The sequence below is a fragment of the Caballeronia sp. EK genome (assembly GCF_014384845.1).
Taxonomy (GTDB): Bacteria; Pseudomonadota; Gammaproteobacteria; order Burkholderiales; family Burkholderiaceae; genus Caballeronia; species Caballeronia jiangsuensis.
In genome coordinates this window covers 781,405-803,276 of the sequence record NZ_JACSUE010000002.1, presented here as the reverse complement: position 1 = coordinate 803,276, position 21,872 = coordinate 781,405, and the positions used below count along the sequence as shown (strand labels likewise).

Here is a 21,872-nt window from a genome sequence, read left to right as displayed (position 1 = left end):
GTTTTCGACCAGGCGAGGGACGTGTCGAATGATCTCGATGTGGTTCGAGCGTGAGAATGGATTGATTGCCGCGACTGGCGCTGTTTGCCAACGCTACGCGATCGAAACAGGCTGCGACTGAACGCGAGGTCCGCGGATCATCCCTACCTCGCCACCGCCGCATTCAACGCGTTGACCAGCGCCAGCGGATCGAACGGCTTGCGCACCTGAACCGCTCTCGGCAATGCGCGCCGCTCGTCATCGCCGAGCGCGAGATCGTAGCCGGTCACGAACACGACGCCCAGCTCCGGCGCCTCGCGACACGCGTCGATGGCCAGATCCACGCCGGATTGCCCCGCGAGATCCACATCCGTCAGCAGCACTTCGAAGCGATGCTCGCGCAGCAACGCAAGCGCCTCATCGACGCTGCCTGCATCGATCAGATCCAGCCCGAATGTGCGCAGCAACTCGGCGGTGCTCGTGCGCACGAGTTCGTTGTCTTCGACGAACAGCACGCGCATGCGTGACGGCGCATCGTCCTCGGCGACACGCGGCACATGCGTGTCGATGTCCGCGACAACGGCTTCCGATGCCTGCGCGGACAGCCCGAGCACATGCCGCACCTTGCGCGCCAGCGCCTCGTGCGTATAAGGCTTGCTCAGCAGATCGATGCCTTCGTCGAGCCGTCCCGCATGCACGATCGCGTTATCCGTATAGCCCGACGTGAACAGCACCGCGATACCCGGCACGCGTTCCCGCGCCTTGCGCGCGAGTTCGGTGCTGCGCAACGGCCCGGGCATCACGACATCGGTGAAGAGCAGATCGAGCGGCACGCCGCTCTCGACGATCGCCAGCGCGCTCTGCGCATCCTTCGCCCGCAGCACGCGATAGCCGAGATCGACGAGCAGTTCGACGACAGTGGCGCGCACTTCCTCATCGTCCTCGACGACGAGAATGGTCTCGCTGCCGCCCTTCGCCGGGCCCGCATCGATATTGATTTCGAGGTCTTCCTCGGCACGCGCGCGCGGCAGATAGAGGCGCACCGTCGTGCCGTGTCCCTGCTCGCTGTACACCTTCACGTGGCCGCCGGACTGCTTGACGAAGCCGTACACCATCGAGAGCCCGAGGCCCGTGCCCTGGCCTTCGCGCTTGGTCGTGAAGAACGGCTCGAACGCGCGTTCCTGCACTTCGGGCGACATGCCCGAGCCCGTGTCCGTCACGGCGACCATCACGTACTGGCCGGGCGATACGTCGGCGTTGCGCATCGCGTAGGCTTCGTCGAGCGATGCGTTGCCCGCTTCGATCGTGAGCTTGCCGTGACCGTTCATCGCATCGCGCGCGTTGATCGCGAGATTGAGCAAAGCGTTCTCGACCTGAAACGGATCGACGAGCGTATTCCACAAGCCGCCCGACACGATGGTCTCGATCTCGATGCCGTCGCCGAGCGCGCGGCGGAACATGTCGTCGAGGCCGCGCACGAAGCGCCCCAGATTCACGACCTTCGGCGCGAGCGGCTGACGTCTGCCGAACGCGAGCAACTGCGACGCGAGATTCGCACCGCGCGCGACGCCCGCGAGCGCGTTGCGCACGCGCTGCTCAGGCTTGTCCTTCCCGGCGACGTCCTTCGCGAGCAATTGCAGATTGCCGCCGATCACCTGCAGCAGGTTGTTGAAGTCGTGCGCGACGCCGCCCGTCAGCTTGCCGATGGCTTCCATCTTCTGCGCCATGCGCAGCGCTTCTTCGGCGTGACGCAGCGCGTCGGCGGTTTCGCGGTCCGCCGTGACGTCGCGGCCCACGCCGTGAATGCGCCGCGTGCGCGGATCGAGCGATACCGTCCACGCGATCCAGCGCCAGCCGCCGTCCGAGCGGCTCAGACGGCATTCGTAGCGCACCGGCAGGCCGTTCGCGCGCAGCTTGCCGAGTTCGGCGGTGGCGGCGTGCGCGTCGTCGGGATGCACGAGGTCCATCACCGTGTGCGAATGCAGGCGCTGCGAATCGAAGCCGAGCACCGTCGTCCATGAAGGACTGACGCGCAGCAGCGCGCCCTCGAAGCTCGCGACGAAGAACAGATCCTCGCTCAGTTCCCATAAACGGTCGCGGTCCGCGACGGCATCGGCCACGCGGCGTTCCAGCGTTTCGTTCAGATCGCGCAACGCGTCCTGCGCCTTCGTGCGCTCGTCGATCTCGTCCTGCGCGGCCTGATAAAGACGCGCGTTGTCGATGGCGATCGCCGCCTGCGACGCGATGCCGGTCAGGATCCGCTCCGCGCGGTCCGTGAAGACGCCTGGCTCGGGATGGCCGAAGAAGAGCCCGCCGAGCACTTCGCCGTTGCGCGAGACGACCGGCGCGGCGAGATAGCTGCACACGGCGAGATGGCCCTTCGGCATGCCGTGATGCGGCGCGTTGTGACCGTAGCGCGGATCTTTCGTGATGTCGTCCGAACGCACGATGCCTTCGCCCGCGAATGTCGGGCCGAACACGGCGGTGTTGCGCGGCATCGGGAATCGGGAGAACGTGTCCTTCGGCACGCCCGAGAGCGTGTAGAGCGTATAGCGGGCGCCCTTGTCGTCGAGCACGTTGTAGAAGAACGAGCCGAAGGCGGCGCCCGTCAGCTCGGTCGCGGCATCGACGACGACCTGCACCGCGCGGCTCAGTTCGAGTTCGCCCGCGACCGTCGTGCCGACGCGGTTGAGAATCTCCAGCGTGCGCGATTCGTCGCGCAGCTTCTGTTCGGTCGCGTGACGCAATCGCGCGAGGCGCAGATTGCTCGCCACGCGTGCCAGCAGTTCGCGCGCCGGGAAAGGTTTGGTCAGATAATCGTCCGCGCCCGCTTCGAGCCCGCCGACGCGCGCCTCCTCGCCCGCGCGCGCCGACAGCAGCACGACCGGCGTCTCGCGCAGCGCCTCGTCCTCGCGCAGCGCGCGCAAAAGCCCGAAGCCGTCGAGGCGCGGCATCATCACGTCGGAGACGATCACCTCGGGATGCACACGCCGCGCGATCTCGAGCGCGGCTTCGCCATCGGCGGCGACGCTGACCTCGTGGCCTGCCGCGATCAGCATGCGGCGCATGTAGTCGCGCAGGTCGGCGTTGTCGTCGACCACGAGCACGCGGCCCGGCAGCGCGTCGGCGAGCGTCGGCTCATCGGTCGCGTTCACGCCGAGCGGCGCGTCGTCATCGCTCTCGACGACGGGCCGCTCATTCGCGTCGGGCATCCAGCGCATGGCGGCATCGACATACGAACGCGCGCGTATGCTCGCTTCGGCATGCGGCGCGCCTTCTGCGTCGGCGGCGGGTTCGCGCGGCGCGGGCAACGTGACGGTGAAGCACGCGCCATCGCCGGGCGTGCTGTCCACACGGATCGTGCCGCCGTGCAGCTTGACGAGCTCCTGCACCATCGCGAGCCCGATGCCGCTGCCTTCCATCGAACGGCCCGCCGCGCCCGCGACGCGATGAAAGCGCTCGAACACGCGCGCGAGCTCCTGCTCCGGAATGCCGATGCCGGTATCGCTCACGCAGAGTTCGATGCCGTGCTCCGCGTTCGTATGGAGCGCAATCCGGATAACGCCGTCGAACGTGAACTTGAACGCGTTCGACAGCAGGTTCATCACGATCTTTTCCCACATGTCGCGGTCAATCTCCGCGATCACGGGCGCCGGTCCGGTGTCGATTTCCAGACGCAGGCCGGCCGTTTCGATCGCCGAGCGAAAGAGCGATGCGAGCTCGGCGGTGAACACGGCGATATCCGTCGGCTGCCGATGAATCTCGATGCGCCCGGCCTCGATGCGCGAGAAGTCGAGCAACGCGTTGACGAGCTTCAGGAGCCGCAAGCCGTTGCGATGCATGACCTCGACGATCCGCATGTCCTCCTGACTCACGCGGTCGGGACTCGCGAGCAGCTCTTCGAGCGGGCCGAGCATCAGCGTGAGCGGCGTCCTGAACTCGTGGCTGATGTTGGAGAAGAACGTGGTCTTCGCGCGGTCGATTTCGGCGAGCGCTTCGGCGCGCCGGCGCTCTTCGTCGTAGGCGTGCGCGTAGCCGATCGCCGCGCCGATCTGGCCCGCGACCAGATTGACGAACGCGCGATACCCTTCGTCGAACAGGCGATAGGGATTGAGCGCGGCGACCAGCACGCTCGAGCGGCCCGTGTCGCCCGAGGGCGCGATGGGCACGATCACCGCGCTCGCCGGCGCGACGCTCCATGCGCCGGTGGGCAGCGGCGCGTCGATGAGGCGATCGAGTTTCGTGACGATGCGCGCCTCGTTGTCGCGCAGCACCTCGTGGAAGGGCCACGGGTTCGGGTGCGCCGCGTGCAGTACCGCGGGCGCGGCGCGATGCTCCGGCCCGATGCCGCACGCGCCGACGAGCGTCGCCGTGTCGCCGCCGGGTTCGACCGCATAGAGCAGCGCGAAGGGCATGTCGCGCGATGCGCCTTCGAGCGCGTTCATCGAACGTTCGCACGCCTCGCGCCAGGTGCGCGCGTCGGCCGCCGATGCCGCCAGCTCGCGCAGCACGTTCAACTGGCGCTCGCCGAGCACGCGTTGGGTGTCGTCGCTGTTCGCGCAGATGATGCCGCCCGCGCCGCCGCGGTCGTCGGGAATCGGGCTGTAGGAGAACGTGTAATACGTTTCCTCCGGAAAGCCGTTGCGCTCCATGATGAGGAGCTTCTGTTCGACGTAAGTGCCTTCGACGCCCACGAGCGCGGTGTCGAGCAGCGGGCCGATCTCGTTCCAGATTTCGCGCCACACGACCGACGTCGGCCGGCCGAGCGCCTGCGGATGCTTGCCGCCGATGATCGGCTTGTACGCGTCGTTATAGAAGAAGAGCAGGTCGGGCCCCCAGCCGACCCAGATCGGCTGGCGCGACGTCAGCATGATGCGGATGGCCGTCTTGAGACTTTGCGGCCAGTGTTCGGGCGAGCCGAGCGCAGTCTGTGTCCAATCGACCTCGCGGATGAGCGCGCCCATTTCGCCGCCGCCCAGGAGAAAGCTCGGGTCTAGCCCGTTCATTCTCGTATCCGCGATCAGATTGTCAGCTTTCATCGACGCTTGGTCTCCTCGCCCGGTCTCGATGCGGCGACGTCATGTGCCGGCAATGCACGTATTAAGGTTCGAATCGCTTGCGCGACGCGCTTCATGGCACGCCAGCGATTTCGAATTCTCGCACGGAAAACGGCTTCGGTTTGTGTCGGCTTTGCGCGCGGCAGGCCCGCCTGCAAACGCGCTCCGGTGTCCGCGGATCATCAGACGGGAACGCGCCGGACGTTCGGAACGCATTTTGCTGAAACGATGCCGACCCAAGCACATTGCGTACTCACGCAGCCACGACGTTCGAGAACATGTCCAGATCGATGCCCAGAACCACACTCACCTCCGAAGCAGGGACGTACGAAGGCTTCGATATCTACGCGTCGTATGTGGTCAACGCGACGGGCATGCACATCGGCACACTCAAGGTGGTTCGCAGGCGCGACAAGCGCGTGCTCTATCCATTCGATGGCTGCGAGACCATCGGCCCGTTCGAATCCAGCGAGGATGCGCGACATGCCGCCGAAGCGCTCGGCAGACGCATCGTCACGGCGGACATCGCCAATCCCGAGCCTTGATCGCGTGTCAGCGCGAATGTCCTATGACACGCGGTAAAAAGCCCCGCGATATCCCCGACCCATCGGCAAGAATCGCCCGTGCTTCGGGGAAAACCCCAGCGTCCTGATCGTCCTAGGACATGCGAGGCATGCGGGATGCGCCTGTATCTTGAACTCAAGGCGGTGCGTGGCGCGCGAACTCGGGCGCAGCACCGGGTCACTGACGCATCCGGACAACGACTATGAGTTACGTGCAACCCTCCACGAGGCAAGACGCGCAGTCGCGCGCACCCATCAGACGCGCGATGGCGGCTTCGGCCATCGGCAACGCGACCGAGTGGTTCGACTACGGCATCTACAGCTACGGCCTCACCTATATTTCAGCCGCGCTCTTTCCCGGCAGCACGGCGCAGGCCACGCTCTTCGCGCTCGCGACCTTTGCGATTTCCTTCCTCGTCCGGCCGCTCGGCGGACTCTTCTGGGGACCGCTCGGCGACCGGCTCGGGCGCAAGCATGTGCTCGCGCTGACCATCATCATCATGTCGATGGCGACGCTGCTTGTCGGCGTCCTGCCATCGTATGCGAGCATCGGCCTGTGGGCGCCCGCATCGCTCGTCGCCTTGCGCATGATCCAGGGTTTCTCGACGGGCGGCGAGTACGGCGGCGCGGCGACCTTCATGGCCGAGTACGCGCCCGATCACAAGCGCGGCTTCTGCGGCAGTTTTCTGGAATTCGGCACGCTTGCGGGCTTCTCGCTCGGCGCGTTCCTGATGCTCGGCTGCTCGGTCCTGCTCGGCAACGACGCGATGCACGCATGGGGCTGGCGTCTGCCGTTCCTCGTCGCGGCGCCGCTCGGTCTGATCGGACTGTATCTGCGCTCGAAGATGGAAGACACGCCGGTGTTCCGCGAGTGCGCCGAAGCGTCCGAACGCGAGCACCACGCGGGCTTGCCGTTGCGTGAGCTTTTCACGAGCTACTGGAAGCCGCTGCTTCAGCTCGGTGGACTGGTCGTCGCGCTGAACGTGGTGAACTACGTGCTGCTCGCGTACATGCCGACCTTCATGAAGAAGGAACTCGGCATGAGCGACAACCTTTCGCTGCTGCTGCCCCTGATCGGCATGTTGTCGATGATGGTGCTGCTGCCTTTCGCGGGCGCGTTGTCGGATCGCATCGGGCGCAAGAAGGTGTGGTGGCTTTCGCTCGTCGGCATCTTCGTCGCGGCCGTGCCGATGTTCACGCTCATGTCGCATGGCATCGCCGGCGCGCTGATCGGACTTGGCGTGCTGGGGCTGCTTTATGTGCCGCAACTCGCGAGCATCTCGGCGATGTTCCCCGCGATGTTTCCGACGCAGGCGCGTTATGCGGGGATGGCGATCGCCTATAACATTTCGACGTCGATCTTCGGCGGCACCGCGCCGATGGTCACCGACTGGCTCATCGGCCGCACGGGCAGCACGCTGGTGCCGGCGTATTACATGATGGGCGCTTGCGCGGTGGGGGCGATTGCGTTGTTGTTCGTTACCGAGACGGTGGGGTGCTCGCTGCGTGGGCGGGAGATACCTGGTGCGAAGGTGGGCGGCGGGGCGCGTCGTGAGGATGTTGCGCATGAGGGGTTGCCGGAGCATCGGCACGCTTGATGAATCGCGTGAGCTAATCCACCTGCGGCCCGATGCGATCGGGCCGCATTGGTTTTCAGCGCGCCACCTTTACCGTTTTTTTTCCACTCAGCACCCGCGCCTGCAACACGATCACAAGCAACAAAAACAACCCACGTATCACCGACTGCCAATAAGCCGAAAGCGAGATATACCCCAACCCGTTTTCAAAGTTCAAAAGATTGAACACGAGCCCAAGCAGCGCGACACCGGCGATCGTCATCGCAATGGAACCTTCGCCGCCAGTCAATCGCGTGCCCCCAAGCACCACAGCCGAAATCGCAAACAACTCCCAGCCGACGCCCTCGTTCGGCTGCCCCGCGCCGAACTGCGCGGCGAGAATCGCGCCGGCGATGCCTGCAAGCAAACCCGAAACGGCATAAACGAAGACCAGCGTGCGATCGACGTTCAGTCCCATCAAACGCGATGCCTCTTCGCTGCCGCCGATCGCCAGCGCATGCCGCCCGAAGCGCGAACTGCGCAACGCGATCCAACCGATCACCGCCGCCGCCGCGCAGACAATTCCGGGAATCGGCAGGCTCAGAAAATCGCCTTGGCCGAATGCGGCGAAGTTCGTATCCGAGGATATCGCCACTGCATCGTTATGACCGAGCAAAAGCGCGAGGCCATGCGCGCCGAGACTCGTCGCCAGCGTGACGATGAACGGCAAAATCCGCATATGCGTGATGACGAGCCCGTTCAACACGCCGACCGCAAGTCCCGCGAACGACCCGGCGATCACGCCGGCCAGCGCGCCATGCGGACTCGCCAACGCCGATACGACGCTCGCGAGCGCAGCCACCGCACCGACCGACAGATCGATGCCGCCCGTGATGATCACGAACGCCATGCCGATCGATATCAACAGGAACATCGAGTTGTATCGCCAGAACGACGTCACGTTATACGCCGACAGAAAATGCTCGTAACGCGTGACGCCCAGCACGAGCAACGCGACGAGCGCGATCAGAATGGGCAGGTTCTTCTTCATGGAAAAGTCAGCCTCGCTTGCGTTGCACGTACACCGCGGCAATGATGATCGCGGCCTTGAGCACGAGCGCGGCGGCATCCGGAATGCCGTGCGCGAGCAGCGTGTAACGCAACAACTGAATGATGAGCGCACCGATCAGCGTGCCCGTGATATACGCCTTGCCGCCGGTCAATGCAGTGCCGCCGACCGCGACCGCCGCGATCGCATCGAGTTCGACGCCGAGACCCACCACGTTCGCATCCGACGACGAATTTACCGAGATCGAAATAAGCCCTGCGAGTCCCGCGAGCGCCGCGCATACGGTGTACGCGATCATCTTCACGCGCGCGGTCGGAATGCCGGAGAGATACGCGGCGTCCTCGTTGCCGCCCGTCACGAGCAGGTATTTGCCGAAGAGCGTCTTGCGCACGATCCATGTGAAGAGCGCGACGAGCACGAGCATCAACAGGATCTGGAAGGGCACGCCCGCCACCTTTCCGAGCGCGATCCACTGAAACGCGGGATTGTTGAACGCTTGCAGGCTGCCATCGGTGACGACCTGCGCGATGCCGCGACCCGCGATGAACAGCACGAGCGTCGCGACGATCGGCTGCACGTTCAGACGCGTGACGAGAAAGCCGTTGAACACGCCGCATAACGCAGCGGCGATGACCGGCAACGTGAACGCGAGAATGATGCCGAGCGGCCCGTCGATATTCATGAAGAGCATCGGCGCGAGCGCACCGGCAATCGCCATCGAAGCACCGACCGACAAATCGATGCCGCCCGTTGCAACGACCAGCGTCATGCCGATGCCGACGATCACGATCGTCACCACTTGCGTGAGATTCACGTTGAACGTCTGCAACGAAAGGAAGTGCTGCGTGAAGATCAGGTTGAAGACGATCATCGCGAGCAGCACGGCGACTTCACGCTGGATCGCGACGCCGCGTTTCTTTTTCACGGGCGCCTGCACGATCGGTGCGGCGCGTTGCGTGTCATCGATCATGTTTCGCTTCCTCCACCGCTTCGGCGAGCGTCGATTCCGCGCCCGCGCCGTACGCGATCGCGTCCATGATGGATGCCTCGTTCATCTTCGCGCCGTCGAGTTGCGCGACCGTTTCGCCATCGCGGATCACGACCGCGCGATCGGCCACGGCCGTGAGTTCTTCCAGTTCCGATGCGGACAGCAGCACCGCGAGTCCCGCATCGCGCAACTCACGCACGATCTTCGCGACATCCGCTTTCGCGCCGACATCGATGCCGCGCGTGGGTTCATCGAGCAGCAGAAGGCGAGGGTGGGTCGCGAGCCAGCGCGCGAGCAGCACCTTCTGTTGATTGCCGCCCGAGAGCTCGCGTATCGGCTGATCCGGCGAGCGCAGCTTGATGCCGAGCGATTCGACGAAACCATCGACGATCTCGCGCTGTTTCGCGATATCGACCACGCCGCGCTTCGTCAACGCGGGCAGGCACACCAGCGTGAGGTTATCGCGCACGGATAGCTCCGGCACGATGCCTTCGGCCTTGCGATTTTCCGTCAGATAAGCGATGCCGCGTGCGATCGCATCTTTCGGTGACTTGAACGCGGCATTCTCGCCGCCGACCGCGAGCGCGCCCTTCGCCGGGCGGTCCGCGCCGAAGAGAAGGCGCATCGTCTCCGTGCGTCCCGAGCCGAGCAGACCCGCGAGACCGACGGCTTCGCCCGCATGCACATCGAGCGATACGTCCGTGACTTTCGTGCCTGCGGCGAGGCCTTGTGCGGAGAGCGCTACAGGTCCGCGTTTGGCGAGATTCGCTTCCTTCACCGCGCTATCTTCGTGCACGACAGCGGCGAGCGTGCGGCCGAGCATTGTCGTGACGAGCTTCAGCTTGTCCATCTCCTGCATCGAATTTTCGGCGACGGTCTGGCCGTCGCGCATCACGGTGACGCGATCGCACAGCGCATACAGTTCATCGAGCCGATGCGACACGAAGATCACCGCGCGCCCGTCGTCGCGCAAACGGCGCACGACGGTGAAGAGCAGTTCGACCTCACGCTCGTCGAGCGAGGACGTCGATTCGTCCATGATGACGAGCTTCGCATCCGACGACACCGCCCGCGCGAGCGCGACCATCTGCTGGATCGCGGTGGAATATTCGCGCACGGGCTTCTTCACATCGATTCGTAATCCGAACGATTCAAGCAATTCAGCCGCGCGCCGCTGCACCGTCTTCCAGTCAATGAGACCGAGACGGCGCGGCTCACGCCCGAGAAAGATGTTTTCCGCGACCGAGCGGAACGGCACGAGGTTGATCTCCTGATAGATCGTGCTGATGCCTGCTTCGCGCGCGTCCTTCGGTGTGCGGAAATCGACTTCGCGGCCATCGAAGCGAATCGTGCCCGCGCTCTTGCGATATGCGCCCGTCAGAATCTTGATGAGCGTGGACTTGCCCGCGCCGTTCTGGCCGATGAGCGCGTGCACTTCGCCCGCCGCGACCGAGAGACGCGCGCGCTTCAACGCAGCGACGCCGCCGAACGCGATGTCGATGTCCTGCATGTCGAGAAGGGGAGTCTGAGCCATACCGTGAGTCCGTCGAAATGAAAAAGCGAGCGCCTTCGATCAGGCGCCCGCAAGACACACACACACTCCGCTCAGTACCCGTATTGCATGCTCGCGTCGACGTTGCTCTTGTCGTAGAAGCGATCCGAAACCTTCACCCACGGCGGAATCGTCTCGCCCTTCGCGTACTTCTGCGCGACATCGCACGCGAGCGGCCCGAAGAACGGGCTCGACTGCACGCTCGCGCCGAGCTCGCCCGCCTTGATCGCTTCGAGGCCACCCTTGGTGCCGTCGATCGTCACGAGGACGATGTCCTTGCCCGGCTGCTTGCCCGCCGCCTTGATCGCGGCGATCGCGCCGAGCGCCATTTCGTCGTTGTGCGCATAGACGGCGGTCACGTCCGGATGCGCCTGCAGCAGCGTCTCCATCACCTGGCGGCCCTTGTCGCGCGCGAAGTCACCGCTTTGCGACGCGACGATCTTCATGCCCGAATTCTTCGCGATGACTTCGTCGAAGCCCTTCTTGCGATCGTTCGCGGCGGAGGCGCCCGTCGAGCCTTCCAGTTCGATGATGGTCGCCTTGCCGTTGGTCGCCTTCACGAGCCAGTCGGCGGCGCGGTGACCCTGATCGATGAAGTCCGAGCCGATGAACGTGATGTAGTCCTTGCCCGCCTTCGCCATCGACTGGTCGATGTTGCGATCGACGAGAATCACCGGAATTCCCGCCTTCTTCGCCTGCATCACGACGGGCACGAGCGGCTTCTCTTCACGCGGCGGGAACACCAGCAGATCGACGTGCTGCGCGATCATGCTCTGGATGTCCGAGACCTGCTTGGCCGCCGAGCTGTTGGCGTCGGTCATGACCATCTGCCAGCCGCATTTCGCGGCGATATCTTTGAAGCTCTTCGTTTCCGCGAGACGCCACGGGTTGTTGCTCTCCGTCTGCGCGAAGCCGACCTTCAACGGCTTCTTGTTCGGGATTTTCGGCAGTCCGTCATCGGCGGCGTGGGCGGCGGTGAAGCCGGCCGCGAGCGTCAGGGCGGTCAGTGCGGCGGCGAGCGGGCGCAGGCCCAGGCGCGATTTCTTCTCTAGCGACAGCATGTCTTCCTCCATAGGATGGTTTGCCTTTTTCTAGTGGTGCCGATGCTTGTGTTGCCCGGTCTGCCTGCTGCGAGAGTGGTCATGCGTACTGCGACTTCGGCGATTATTTCATCGCGTTTTATTACTGGTCAATCGCTAATATTATTAGTTTCGAGCTGTTTTGCTTCGGTGATTTCCCTGACCGAGCCGCGTTCGATCAGCGGACCGTCGAGCTTCACGGTGCGGCGTCGCACCGGCGCGCCGGCGGCACGGTTTTCTTCTTCCTGAAGCAGCGTTTCGACCGCCCAGCGCCCGAGCTCATAGTTCGGCAGGACGACGGTGGAAAGCGGCGGATGCGTGTGCCGCGCGATTTCCTGATCGTCATAGCCGAGCACGGAGACGTCATCGGGTACGCGCAGGCCGAGCTGTTTGAGCGCCTCTATCGCGCCGAGCGCCATCAGGTCGTTCGCGCAAAAAATCGCGGTCGGCGGATTCGGCTCGCGCATCAGCGAGAGCGTTTGTTCGAAGCCGGTGCCCGGGCTCCAGTCGCCTTCGCGCACGAGTTCCGGCGCGTATGGCAAGTCGGCCGTCGCGAGCGCGGTCCGATAACCCTTCAGCCGATCGCGCGCCGCATCCTGCCACGGCTCACCGTTGATATAGCCGATGCGCTTGTGGCCCGCGGCCAGCAGATGATCCGTCGCGCTGTGGCCGCCCGCGACTTCCGCGGGCACGACCGACGACACGCTCGCATCGCTCGTATAGCAGTTGAGCAGCACGGTCGGAACTCTGGCGAGAAGCGCGGGCAAGGTCACCCGGCGCGTGTAGACCGTCGCGTAGATCACGCCGAGCACGTCCGGATTGCCGAGCGTCGCGTCGAGCACGCGCGCCTCGATCTCCGCGTTGCCGTGCGTCGAATAGACCGCGAGCATGCGCCCGTTGGCGAACGCGGCGTCGCGCGCGCCGTCGATGCTGACGACCGGATGCGGGCTCGTCGAAATTTCGTCGGCGAGATAGACGATCAGGTTGCGTTCGCCCTGACTCTCCAATGCGGCGACCGGTTCGCGCTGCGTCATGCGATAGCCGAGCTCCTGCGCGGCGCGCAGCACCTTGTCGCGCGTGGTATCGGAAAACTTCGCGCCGCTTGCGTTGTTCAGCACGAGCGAAACCGTCGATTGCGAGACTCCTGTGAGCTTCGCGATGTCGGTCATCGTCGGGCGGCGTTGCGTGGATTTTTTCATTGTGCGTGCCGCGTGCGGCGTCTGAAGCTTCCGCGAATCGTGTTGCGCGGGCCGAAGGAACTTGCCACTAATATTAGTGATGAATGCCGCGGAAAGCACGGGCTTATTGGTCATTTCAGCTCAGGGTTTTCACCGGTTATTACTAATAATATTGACGAACGGATTACACGCGTGCGATTCTGTCCTCGCACTCGCAACGAGGAGAGGGCGCATGGGCAAATACGACGAGAGCACGCGAGACGCGTTCGCCGAAGCGTTCGAACGAGACGGCTTCGTGCTGTTGCGCGACCATTTCCCGCGTGCCGCGCTCGAAGCCTGGAACAATGCGTTCGCGCCGCTCTTGCAGCCGCATATCGAAGCCGCGCGCGCAGCATCGACGAGCGGTAATCGCGGACCGGGCCGCTACTACGTCACGCTGCCGTTCGAAGGCGCGTTCGCGGACCCGTCGATCTTTTGCGATGAAGACATCGTCGGCATAGTCGAGCGCGTGGCCGGGCGCGATCCGGTGATGTGTCAACTCGCCACCGATACGCCCGTGGCCGGCTCCGAGTTCCAGGACTGGCATCGCGATACGCCGCCGCTTTTCGACGACGCGCCCGAGACGCCCTCATTTCAGCTTGCGGTGAATTTCCCGCTCGTCGATGTCGATGAGCGCAATGGCCCGCTCGAAACGACACGCGGCACGCATCGCATGTCGCGGGACGACGCGCTCGCCGGTCTGGAGGCAGGGCGCTTCGCCGCCGAGCAAATGCCGATGAAAGTCGGCGACGTGATGATTCGCGATGTGCGCGGGCTGCATCGGGGCACGCCGAATCTGAGCGGCGAGCCGCGTCCGATGGTGGTGATCGGCTACAGCCGCGCGTGGTACTTCCGGCCCGAAGTGCATATCGACGTGCCGCGCGACGTGCTCGCCGAATTTCCCGCGCGCGCGCGGCGTCTGCTGCGTTTCAATCCGCTGGTCGAGAAGACGGCGCGCACCTTCGACGAAAGCTACCGGCAGTTTGCATATTGAGCGCCGCACTGTCCGATACGCTCGTCGAGCTGCGTTGCGGCGCACGGCGCGTGCTGCTCGCGCCGCATGTGGGCGGCTCGATCGCGGCCTTCGACGAAATACGCGATGGCCGTTCGATCGACTGGCTGCGTCCCGCGACGCCCACCGCGCTCGCCGCCCGCGATCCGCTCGGCATGGCAAGCTTTCCGTTGCTGCCGTACTGCAACCGCATCCGCGATGCGCGCTTCAGGTTCGATGGTGCGCTCGTCGATCTGTCCGGCGATGGCAATGCCTTTGCGCATGCGCTTCACGGCAACGCATGGCGCTTGCCGTGGCGCGTGGGCGAGGTGTCGGAGTCGCGCGCGTGCCTGCATTTTTCGCACGAGCCGTCGCGCGCAGCGGCGCATCACTGGCCGTTTGCATATGACGCGACGCAGGAATTCGCGCTCGATGACCACACGCTAACGGTCACGATCTCCGCGCGCAACCTGTCCGATCGGCCGATGCCCTTCGGCATGGGACATCATCCATACTATCCACGCACGCGGAACACACGCGTTCACGCGCGCGTCGCGGCGATGTGGCATAGCACGCCCGATCTGCTGCCGACGCATGCGGGAGCGCATCCGTGCGTCGATGCGATGGCGTCGAACGAAGGCATGTCCGCCGATGCATTCGATCTCGACAACAACTTCGCCAGCTGGTCGCGCACGGCGACGATCGCGTGGCCGGACGAAGGGCGCGCGATCACGCTCGACGCCGAGACGCCGTTCGATCACATGGTGGTGTACGCGCCGGCGTCGCATCCCGATTTGCTCTGCGTGGAGCCGGTGAGCAACGTGGCGGATTGGGTGAACCTCGATGCCGAACACGCAATGAAGGGCGGCGCGGTGCTGAAACCGGGCGAGTCGGTCATCGCGTCATTCGCATGGACGACTCGCTTCGGGTAGGACGATCTCCGCTTACTGACCGAAGAAGATGTCGCAGCGGGCCGCGTCGCGGCAGCCGCTCTGAGCGCGACCGCTTGCGGATGCGTTTGCGCCCGCGGCCATGCCGCCGTACGCGGCGTCATCGGTTTGGGCAGCGCGCGTTGCGATGGTCTGGTCCTGTTCGGGCGTGGCTTGCGACATGTACATCGGACGCATGGTCTGAACGAGTTGCTGCGCGTCGGCGGGCATGCCCTGAGCGTGTGCCGTGCCGACGGTGGCGACGATCGCGCACGCGGCCATCATCGCGAAGAGTTTTGGATTGACTTTTGCCTTCATGCTCCAGCTCCTTGAAACGAATGCACAAGCAGCCGGGAAACACGATTCTCGGACTCCTTGCAGCTTTATCGATGGATGGGATCGAGCGCAATGGCTAACTCGCCGCAACATGCTTCGCCCGACGCGACGATAGAAGAAGCGTCGGCGCAATGAATAGCGCTCAGGGCTCAAGTTACGGCGATGCGGGAGCGGGAGAAATCCCTATCTCGTAGGGATACTTTGGTGGGGAGTGTCGGGGAATGGAAGAAAAAGCGCGCTCGGGCTCACGAAGAGGCCCGAGCGCGCTTAGGAACTGACTTCAATACACTTAGTTTGACTTCCCGGCACCGCCACTCGACGCACCCGAGTCCATGCTGCTCTTTTTGTTCTTGTGCATCTTGTTGCTGTGAGACGAGTCCATCGTGCTTGCGCCCGAAGCGCCCGACGTCGTGCCCGTCACACCGTTGGCGTTTGGCGTGCTCATACCCGTCCCGCCCTGGCCAGCGCCGTTTCCGCCGGCCGTACCGCCACCGGCACCGCCGCCCGCGCCCTGCGCGAACGCTGCGCCCGACAAGCCCAGCATCAGTGCCGATACAAGCAGAGTTCTCTTCGCGTTTTTCATGGTGTCCTCCCGTTGATCGATGGTCTCGATGCGCACCGCCTCGCAAAATGCTGCGGTGTCACCGTTTGACTTGCGCAATCGCCGTGCCGCGCGCAAGCGCGCGGCGGCGGTGCGTCAGACCATGCCGAGGGAAGACGCGCGATAACTACGCAAGCGCCTCGTCACACCATTCGATGGCCCATGCCCGCGCGCAATGGACAGCGTCCGATTCGCTGGCAAAGGAATCCAGTTCGCCGGATTCGAAAACTTCCACATGCGCTGTGTGTTCGTCCGGCAGATGTGTGATCTTCGCGTGGGCGTAGTAGCTGCCGTCCTGGTCGTGATGCGCGGTGCAATCGATATGGAACGTCTTGTAGTCGAATCGCATAAAAGGGCTCCGGGAAGATGACTCGCGGGCAGGCGCGAAGCGTGCGCAAGCATATTTGCGTTTGACTCCTTACCTCTCGTGAGATACTGTATATACATACAGTATCATATTCAAGATGGATCTCTCCGAAAAGCTCGAAATCCTCGCCGACGCTGCAAAATACGACGCGTCATGCGCGAGCGGCGGCGCGCCGAAACGCGAGTCGCGCGGCATCGACGGCCTCGGAGCCAGCACCGGCTCAGGCATCTGCCACAGCTTTACGCCGGATGGCCGCTGCGTCTCGCTGCTCAAGATTCTGTTGACGAACTTTTGTCTCTACGACTGCCGTTACTGCATCAACCGCCGGTCCAGCAATGTGCCGCGCGCCCGCTTCACGCCGGACGAAGTCGTTAGCCTGACGCTGGACTTTTATCGCCGCAATTACATCGACGGCCTTTTCCTCAGTTCCGGGGTAATTCGTTCATCGAACTACACGATGGAGCAACTCGGCCTCGTCGCGAAGACGCTGCGCGAGAAGCATCATTTTCGCGGCTATATCCATCTGAAGACGATTCCCGATGCCGATCCCGGACTCATCGCGCAAGCGGGACGTTACGCTGACCGCCTGAGCGTGAATATCGAGTTGCCGACGGAAATCAGCCTCGAGCGTCTCGCGCCCGAAAAGAGCGGCCGCACGATCAAGCTGGCGATGGGCAATATCCGCGTCGCGCGCGAGGAGTCGGAAGCGGAGCCGCGCGCACCGCGTTTCGCGCCGGCGGGGCAAAGCACGCAGATGATCGTCGGCGCGGATGACACCGACGATCGCACGATCCTCGGCACCGCTGAAACGCTTTACGGCTCATATCAGTTAAAGCGCGTCTATTACTCGGCGTTCAGTCCGATCCCCGACAGCCCGTCCGGCGTGCCGTCGAAAGCGCCGCCGCTTTTGCGCGAGCATCGGCTATATCAGGCCGACTTTCTGATGCGGGGCTATGGGTTCGCGGCCGCCGAGTTGCTCGCCGACGCCGGCAATCTGCCGCTCGATATCGATCCGAAGCTCGGTTGGGCGCTTGCGCATCGTGACCGCTTTCCCGTCGATCTGAACATCGCGCCCGCGCGCATGATCGCGCGCGTGCCGGGCATCGGCATGCGCAACGCGAAGCGGATCGTCGAGTTGCGGCGCGCGCGGCGCGTGCGCTATCAGGATCTCGTGAAATTGCGCTGCGCCATGGACAAGGTGAAGCCTTTCGTCGTCACGGCGGATTACCGGCCGCCGCTCGGCGAGGCGCCCTCGGACAATCTCCGGCGCGCGCTCGCCACAGAGCCCGTGCAGCTTTCGCTGATCTGATGCATGTCCTCCTCATCGACGACGATTTCGACGCCTGGCGCGCCGCCGCGCTCGATGCGCTCGCGCGAGGACTCACGCCCGAATCGATCGACTGGCGCACGCCGCAAGGGGAACCGGCGCTGTTCAGCGAACCGGCGCAATCGGTAAGCGGGGCAAACGCGGCGGACGCACCGCAAATTCGCGTGTCACGCGAACTCGCGTCGCTGTTGAAGGACGCCGCGCATTTCCGCGACTCGCATCGCTGGAGCTTTCTCTATCGCGTTCTCTGGCGTTGGGCGCAAGGCGACCGCGCGGTTGCATCGCCCGCCGATGAAGACGGCGCGCGCCTCTACAAGATGGCGAAGGCGGTGCGCCGCGCACAGCACGACATGATCGCGTACGTGCGCTTCCGGCAGCGCGAGGCGTCGCTCGGCGCGCCCGAATATGTCGCGTGGTACGAGCCCGGACACGACGTGCTCGCCTGGGGCGCGGAGCATTTCGCGGCGCGCATGGGACGCTCGACGTGGCTGATCGCGACGCCCGACGGTGCCGCGATGTTCGACGGCGAGCGCCTGCAACTGGAACGCCGCCGCGCGCTGGCATCGGAACATGCGGTCGATACGCCCGACGCCGCCGAAGCGCTCTGGATGACCTACTACGGCAGCATTTTCAACCCCGCGCGCCTGAACGAATCCGCGCTCGAACAGCATATGCCGGTGCGTTTCTGGAAAGGGCTGCCGGAAGGCGCGCTGATACCGAAACTCGTGAGCGATGCGCGCGGCGGCGCACGACGCGTCGCGCAGGCGCAAAGCGTCGGCGCGCTCGGCGGCAGGGCGGTGCAGGTGCAGGCGCAGGACGCGCAGCCCGAACGCGACGCGCCCACGTCGCTCGACACCTGCCGCCGCTGCGATCTGTGGCGCAACGCGACGCAGGCGGTGCGCGGCGCGGGTCCGTCCGATGCGCGCATCATGCTGCTCGGCGAACAGCCCGGCGATCAGGAGGATTTGAAGGGCGAGCCGTTCGTCGGCCCGGCGGGGCAACTGCTTCACGACGCGATGCAGCGTGCCGGTATGCCGCGCGAGCAGGTCTATCTGACCAACGCGGTGAAGCATTTCAAGTGGGAGCCGCGCGGCAAGCGGCGTCTGCACAAGACGCCCGCGCAGCAGGAAGTCGAAGCGTGCTCGTACTGGCTCGAACAGGAGTTGCACGAGGTCGGCGCGCGCGTGATCGTCACGCTCGGCGCGACGGCGTTGGCGGCGCTTTTCGGACGACGCGCGACGTTATCGGCGCATATCGGGCGCGTCGTGCCGTATCGGGACAAATGGGTCGTCGCGACGTATCACCCGTCGTATGCGCTGCGCCAGAACGACGAAGCCGCGCGCGAACGAACCGTCGCGGCCATCGTCGAGGCGCTCGAAAGGGCGCGCGAACTCGGCAGCCAGTAAGCTCAGAACGCCGCGCGAATCACGCCGCCGTCCGCGCGCAACGCCGCGCCGTTCGTCGCCGATGAGAGTTCCGAGCACACATACGCCACCATGTTCGCGATTTCCTCGGGCGTGATGAAGCGCTTGAGAATCGACGTCGGACGCGCTTCCTCGAAAAACTGCGTCTCGAAGTCGTGGAAGCTTTTGCCGCCCGAGAGTTTCTCGACGAAATCGGTGACGCCCTCGGAGCTCGTCGGCCCCGGCAGCACCGAATTGACCGTGACACCCGTGCCCTCGCAGGTTTCCGCGAGGCCGCGCGCGATCGAAATTTGCGCCGATTTCGTCATGCCGTAGTGAATCATCTCGACGGGAATCTGGATGCCGCTTTCGCTGCTGATGAACACGACGCGGCCCCAGTTCTGCTCCTTCATCTTCGGCAGATACGCGCGCGCGAGCCGCACGCCCGACATCACGTTGGCGTTGAAGAAGCGCAGCCATTCCTCGTCGGCGATTTCCTCGAACGGTTTCGGATCGAAGATGCCCATGTTGTTGACGAGAATATCGACCTGAGGAAAGCGCTTCACGAGTTCCGCGACCTGCGCGGCGTCCGAGACGTCGCCGGCGAAGCCTTCGGCCTGCGCGTTCGGCACGAGTTCGCGCAGTTTCGCGAGCGCCGCATCGACGGACGCCTGCGAACGGCCGTTGACGATCACGCGCGCACCTTCGCGCGCCAGCGCCACGGCGATCGCATGACCGATGCCTTTAGTCGATCCGGATACCAGCGCGAGCCTGTTGGCGATCTTGAGATCCATCTCTGCTCCTTCGAACGAGTTTGCGGATTGCGTCGACGCGCCTGCGCGACGGGTTCCGAGGATGGTAACCAGAAGCGGACCGGTTTGCAGCAACCGTGCGCATCATTGACGATATAACCTGCACTTAGGAGCTTTCTAGTTAGGATCACAGAATAAAAAAACTATACTGCGCGTAATCGATCTCCTCCGTGGAAACCCATGAACGCGCCTGTCAAGCCGACGCATATCTATATCGCGACGCCGAGCTACGGAGGCTCCGCCACGACGTGCTACATCAACGGCCTGCTCGATTTGGTGAACAGCCGTTTCCACAGCGGAATTACCTTCACCGTGGGGTTTAACAACTTCGAAAGTCTGATCACGCGGGCGCGTAACGTGATGGTCGCGAACTTTCTCGCGAATGAGGAGTTCACGCACCTGATGTGGATCGACAGCGATATCGGCTTCACGGCCGCCGACGTGCTGCGGCTCGTGCGGGCGGACCGTCTGGTCGCGGCGGGCGTCTATCCGAAGAAAACCGATGGCTGGCCGCAAGGCGGTCTCGAAGAGGCATTGCCAGCGGGCACGCGGCATTCCGATTTCCGTGCGCGCTATAGCCGGTTTCCGGTCAGCGCACGCGTGGCCGCCGATGCCCCGGACGCTGACGGTTTCCTCGAAGTCGTCGATGCGCCTACCGGCTTCATGCTGATCAAACGCGAGGTTTTCGTCGCTCTCATGCGGCACTTTCCGGACTTACGCTACACGCCCTACGAAAGCGATCTGGGTGTAACCGCCACGCGTGGAGCCACTGATTTCCACTATGCGTTCTTCGACACCATGATCGATCCTGAAACGGGTTTCTATCTGTCCGAGGATTACGCGTTCTGCCGGCGCGTGGCGCGAATCGGCGTGCGGCCGGTCATCGACACGCGTTCCAGTCTGATCCATCAGGGCAGCGTGAAATTCGAAGGCAGCTTCGGCCGATGGTTCGAATCGAGGCGCAATGAAGCCGGTCACAACACGCCTGGATAGGGCGCGTCAATCCAATCGATCCGCTAGGTTCCAGAATCCGCGTAAGCCTTGTCCCACGGGCGTTAGCGGCTCGTGAAACCCCGCGACATAAATGCTCGATAGCCTCCGCCGCGGCCATCGCCCATAGTTGCGTCTGCGTGATCGAGAACGAAAGCAGCAGCGAGAACCGAGAGCCGTGTCACGCATCCACGAATCCACACATTAATTGCCGGCGCGGCCGGTACGGAGGCGCAACATGTCCAGCTCGATCAAACTCTCGTCGCTCAACGCGGTCTTCAAGAAAGCGCGTGGCGCGGCGCTCGCCGGCCTGGTCGTCGGCACGGCGCTGCTCGCCGGCTGCGCGAGCAATCCCGCGCAGGCATCGGGCCAATACAACCAGTACGGCGGCCAGTATGTGCAGACCGTCGCGGCCGCGCCCGCCGTGCGTCCCGACAACATCTACGTCTACACCTTCGCGAGCGATGCAAGCGAGGTCAAGCTCGACAACCACGGCCTGATCTCGAAGATCAGCTCCTCGATGTCCGGTGACTCGCAGGCGCAGAAGCAGGCGCAAGATGCAGTCGCGGCACGCGAGGAAGTCGCGAACGAGATCGTCGCGAAGCTCCAGTCGATGGGCCTGCGCGCGATCCGCGCCGACGTGCCGCCGCCGCAAGACCAGAACGTGCTGGTCGTCGAAGGCAGCATCAACACGATCGACGCGGGCAATCGCCGCCGCCGCATGGTGATCGGCCTGGGCGCGGGCGAAAGCAAGGTCGGCGCGACCGTGCAGCTCGTCTTCAAGCCGGCGCATGGCGCGCCGCAACTGCTCGAACAGTTCGACGCGAAAGCCGACAGCGGCCACGCGCCGGGCGTCGCGGAAATGGCGGGCGTCGGCGCGGCGGCGGGGCATGTCGCGAGTTCGCTGGCGGTGTCGGGCGGGCTGCATGCCGTGTCGGAGACGAAGCACGCGGGCGTGTCGTCCGACGAGAAGCGTCTCGGCGACACCATCGCCAAGCAGATCGCCAAGCTCGGCCAGGAACAGGGCTGGATGCCGGCGAAGAGCTGATCGAAGCG

At 64.3% G+C, this 21,872-nt stretch carries 18 protein-coding genes; 8 read left to right on the top strand and 10 right to left on the bottom strand.

Annotated features, from left to right (window positions below):
• Positions 1-143: 143 nt before the first annotated feature.
• Entirely contained in the window at positions 144-5,018 is a 4,875-nt protein-coding gene (locus tag IAG25_RS08105) for a response regulator (RefSeq protein WP_187604378.1), read from the bottom strand.
• 308 nt (positions 5,019-5,326) lie between these two features.
• Between IAG25_RS08105 and IAG25_RS08100 the strand changes: the two genes are divergently transcribed.
• Together IAG25_RS08100 and IAG25_RS08095 are read left to right on the top strand one after the other, a co-directional pair.
• Entirely contained in the window at positions 5,327-5,581 is a 255-nt protein-coding gene (locus tag IAG25_RS08100; protein ID WP_187604377.1) for a DUF6723 family protein, read from the top strand.
• A gap of 221 nt (positions 5,582-5,802) precedes the next feature.
• Entirely contained in the window at positions 5,803-7,197 is a 1,395-nt protein-coding gene (locus tag IAG25_RS08095) for an MFS transporter (RefSeq protein ID WP_187604376.1), read from the top strand.
• A 55-nt stretch (positions 7,198-7,252) separates the two neighbouring features.
• Here the strand turns inward: IAG25_RS08095 and IAG25_RS08090 are convergent, their stop codons facing one another.
• The 5 genes from IAG25_RS08090 to IAG25_RS08070 form a co-directional block, all read right to left on the bottom strand.
• A complete protein-coding gene (locus IAG25_RS08090) occupies positions 7,253-8,206 on the bottom strand; it encodes an ABC transporter permease (RefSeq protein ID WP_187604375.1) in 954 nt (317 codons plus the stop codon).
• Between the two features lie 7 nt (positions 8,207-8,213).
• Complete coding sequence (locus IAG25_RS08085) at positions 8,214-9,194, bottom strand: ABC transporter permease (protein ID WP_035509646.1); 981 nt, start codon at positions 9,192-9,194, stop codon at positions 8,214-8,216.
• Positions 9,184-10,746 carry a sugar ABC transporter ATP-binding protein gene (locus IAG25_RS08080; RefSeq protein WP_187604374.1) on the bottom strand — a complete coding sequence of 521 codons (1,563 nt, stop codon included), beginning with the start codon at positions 10,744-10,746 and terminating at the stop codon, positions 9,184-9,186. The genes IAG25_RS08085 and IAG25_RS08080 overlap by 11 nt, the downstream gene beginning before the upstream one ends.
• Before the next feature lie 71 nt (positions 10,747-10,817).
• On the bottom strand, positions 10,818-11,825 hold the full coding sequence (locus IAG25_RS08075) for an ABC transporter substrate-binding protein (RefSeq protein WP_035509698.1): 1,008 nt from the start codon (positions 11,823-11,825) through the stop codon (positions 10,818-10,820).
• A gap of 128 nt (positions 11,826-11,953) precedes the next feature.
• A complete protein-coding gene (locus IAG25_RS08070) occupies positions 11,954-13,042 on the bottom strand; it encodes a LacI family DNA-binding transcriptional regulator (RefSeq protein ID WP_255503582.1) in 1,089 nt (362 codons plus the stop codon).
• A gap of 211 nt (positions 13,043-13,253) precedes the next feature.
• Here IAG25_RS08070 and IAG25_RS08065 point away from each other — a divergent pair, with 211 nt between their 5' ends.
• Together IAG25_RS08065 and IAG25_RS08060 are read left to right on the top strand one after the other, a co-directional pair.
• A complete protein-coding gene (locus IAG25_RS08065; RefSeq protein WP_187604373.1) occupies positions 13,254-14,054 on the top strand; it encodes a phytanoyl-CoA dioxygenase family protein in 801 nt (266 codons plus the stop codon).
• Entirely contained in the window at positions 14,051-14,983 is a 933-nt protein-coding gene (locus tag IAG25_RS08060) for an aldose 1-epimerase (protein WP_187604372.1), read from the top strand. The genes IAG25_RS08065 and IAG25_RS08060 overlap by 4 nt, the downstream gene beginning before the upstream one ends.
• A 12-nt stretch (positions 14,984-14,995) precedes the next feature.
• Here IAG25_RS08060 and IAG25_RS08055 read toward each other — a convergent pair whose 3' ends face one another.
• From IAG25_RS08055 to IAG25_RS08045, 3 genes are all read right to left on the bottom strand, one after another.
• Positions 14,996-15,298 carry a hypothetical protein gene (locus IAG25_RS08055; protein ID WP_255503581.1) on the bottom strand — a complete coding sequence of 101 codons (303 nt, stop codon included), beginning with the start codon at positions 15,296-15,298 and terminating at the stop codon, positions 14,996-14,998.
• Positions 15,299-15,605: 307 nt separating this feature from the next.
• Positions 15,606-15,977 (bottom strand): hypothetical protein, encoded by a 372-nt coding sequence (locus IAG25_RS08050; RefSeq protein WP_187604371.1) that lies wholly within the window; start codon positions 15,975-15,977, stop codon positions 15,606-15,608.
• Positions 15,978-16,044: 67 nt separating this feature from the next.
• Positions 16,045-16,266 (bottom strand): hypothetical protein, encoded by a 222-nt coding sequence (locus IAG25_RS08045; protein ID WP_187604370.1) that lies wholly within the window; start codon positions 16,264-16,266, stop codon positions 16,045-16,047.
• 115 nt (positions 16,267-16,381) lie between these two features.
• Here IAG25_RS08045 and IAG25_RS08040 point away from each other — a divergent pair, with 115 nt between their 5' ends.
• Complete coding sequence (locus IAG25_RS08040) at positions 16,382-17,593, top strand: putative DNA modification/repair radical SAM protein (protein WP_187604369.1); 1,212 nt, start codon at positions 16,382-16,384, stop codon at positions 17,591-17,593.
• Positions 17,593-19,017 carry a UdgX family uracil-DNA binding protein gene (locus tag IAG25_RS08035; protein ID WP_187604368.1) on the top strand — a complete coding sequence of 475 codons (1,425 nt, stop codon included), beginning with the start codon at positions 17,593-17,595 and terminating at the stop codon, positions 19,015-19,017. The genes IAG25_RS08040 and IAG25_RS08035 overlap by 1 nt, the downstream gene beginning before the upstream one ends.
• Positions 19,018-19,019: 2 nt before the next feature.
• Here the strand turns inward: IAG25_RS08035 and IAG25_RS08030 are convergent, their stop codons facing one another.
• Positions 19,020-19,808 carry an SDR family NAD(P)-dependent oxidoreductase gene (locus IAG25_RS08030; RefSeq protein ID WP_035509673.1) on the bottom strand — a complete coding sequence of 263 codons (789 nt, stop codon included), beginning with the start codon at positions 19,806-19,808 and terminating at the stop codon, positions 19,020-19,022.
• 198 nt (positions 19,809-20,006) lie between these two features.
• Between IAG25_RS08030 and IAG25_RS08025 the strand changes: the two genes are divergently transcribed.
• Together IAG25_RS08025 and IAG25_RS08020 are read left to right on the top strand one after the other, a co-directional pair.
• Complete coding sequence (locus IAG25_RS08025; protein WP_187604367.1) at positions 20,007-20,819, top strand: hypothetical protein; 813 nt, start codon at positions 20,007-20,009, stop codon at positions 20,817-20,819.
• Between the two features lie 235 nt (positions 20,820-21,054).
• Positions 21,055-21,864: a DUF4410 domain-containing protein gene (locus IAG25_RS08020; RefSeq protein WP_187604366.1), complete on the top strand. Its 810-nt coding sequence runs from the start codon at positions 21,055-21,057 to the stop codon at positions 21,862-21,864.
• Positions 21,865-21,872: the final 8 nt, after the last annotated feature.